Source organism: Neisseria sp. P0021.S006, assembly GCF_051956895.1.
Genome location: NZ_JBQCWZ010001108.1, coordinates 1 through 497, shown reverse-complemented (window position 1 = coordinate 497; position 497 = coordinate 1). Strand labels below are relative to the sequence as shown.

1 pseudogene is annotated in these 497 nt (G+C 47.5%); it reads left to right on the top strand.

The annotated features are described in order from the left end of the window. Positions 1-332 (top strand): annotated as a pseudogene (locus tag ACTHUM_RS18985) (hypothetical protein); the annotation flags it as partial. Between the last annotated feature and the right edge of the window lie 165 nt (positions 333-497).

The following is a 497-nucleotide window of genomic DNA, read 5'->3' as shown; positions in this document are numbered from 1 at the left end:
GGTGTTTCCCTGCCACCATTGCCAACCGCCTATTGCCCGAACATCTGCAAACCGTACAGGAAGCCCCAAAACACCCTGCACCATGGCTGACGACCGGTATTGTATTAATAGGCATATATACTGTTTTCCAAGCCATCCCCGACCTAATTTACCAGTTCTCTCTCTATCTTTTTGTACAGTCTATCGCTATCGACACACACACATCTGTTTGGGCGAATCTCGGCGCACAAAACCAAGCTGGTATACTTGCTAACATCGCGCAGCTTTTTATCGGCATTTTTCTGCTATTCGGCGCACCCAAACTCTCGTCTTGGATACGCAAAAGACTTTAATACATAAAAACAACAGGCCGTCTGAAACCTTCAGACGGCCTACCTCACATTCATTCCCATGCCCAAACCCTCACCTGAAGAATTGGCAGCCTTTGCAAAACACGTCGCTGCCTTCATCCCAACCATACCTGACGAACTTCTGCAACTCATTGACAGTCAAGAAAC